Below are 840 nucleotides of genomic sequence, written 5' to 3'. Positions count from 1 at the left end.
GCGCGACCCCGGCCGCGACGGCGGGCAGCACAGCCACGAGAGCCACGCCGCCGCTCGCCCGGCTGGCCGGCGCGGCGACCACGAGCAGGACGAGCCCCACCATGATCCATGGTCGCGGGCCCCGGCGGACCAGGACGGCCGCAGCGGCGAGCAGGCCGGTGACCAGGGCCGTGGCCAGCGCGTCGTTGTAGATCTGCCCGGCCGACGTCACGACCGCGCCGAGGACCCCGACGATCGCCGCGGCGCCCACGGCGATCTCGGGCCGCCCGGGTGAGAGCACCCGGGCGAGGGCGGCCGTGGCGACGACCACGCCGAACCCGAACGCGACGTTGAGAACGCGGGCCGCACGCAGACCCGCCCACGGATGGCCCAGCGCGGTCCCCGCCCGCAGTGGCACGGCCTGCGCGGCGTAGAACAGCGGCGGATGATTGGCGGTGTAGACAAGATCGAAGTTTGTCAGCGGCCGCCCGAGCACCACCCCGCACACGCGGTCCGCTCCCGCGTCCACCGCGGCGCGGGCCGCGGCGGGCCCGAGCCGGCACCCGGCCGGCAGACCCGGCATCCCCGGCAGTCGCGACCGCACCGGAGTGTCGAGTTCGGGTAGGGAGCCATGCGCGAGTTCGAGTGCGTAGGCGGTGTGCTGAACTTCGTCGGCGCTGGAGAACGGCGGTTGGACGGCCGCGACGAGCAGGGCCAGCGAGCCGTAGACGAGGCCGGCGGCGGCGACACCGGCGACCAGCCAGCGCCGCGCACGACGGGCCGGCCGGCCGGATAGTTCTTCCGCGGCCGTGCGGGTGAATCGGTGGCGGTGGTGGGCGTCCGGTGGCCGGTACGGGCCGC

At 76.2% G+C, this 840-nt stretch carries 1 pseudogene; it reads right to left on the bottom strand.

What is annotated here, in order from left to right:
- A pseudogene (locus MXD58_RS25905) lies at positions 1 to 840 on the bottom strand (hypothetical protein); the annotation flags it as partial.

The sequence above is a fragment of the Frankia sp. AgKG'84/4 genome (assembly GCF_023242965.2).
In the GTDB taxonomy this organism is placed as follows: Bacteria; Actinomycetota; Actinomycetes; order Frankiales; family Frankiaceae; genus Frankia.
This window is presented reverse-complemented; position numbering and strand designations above follow the sequence as displayed.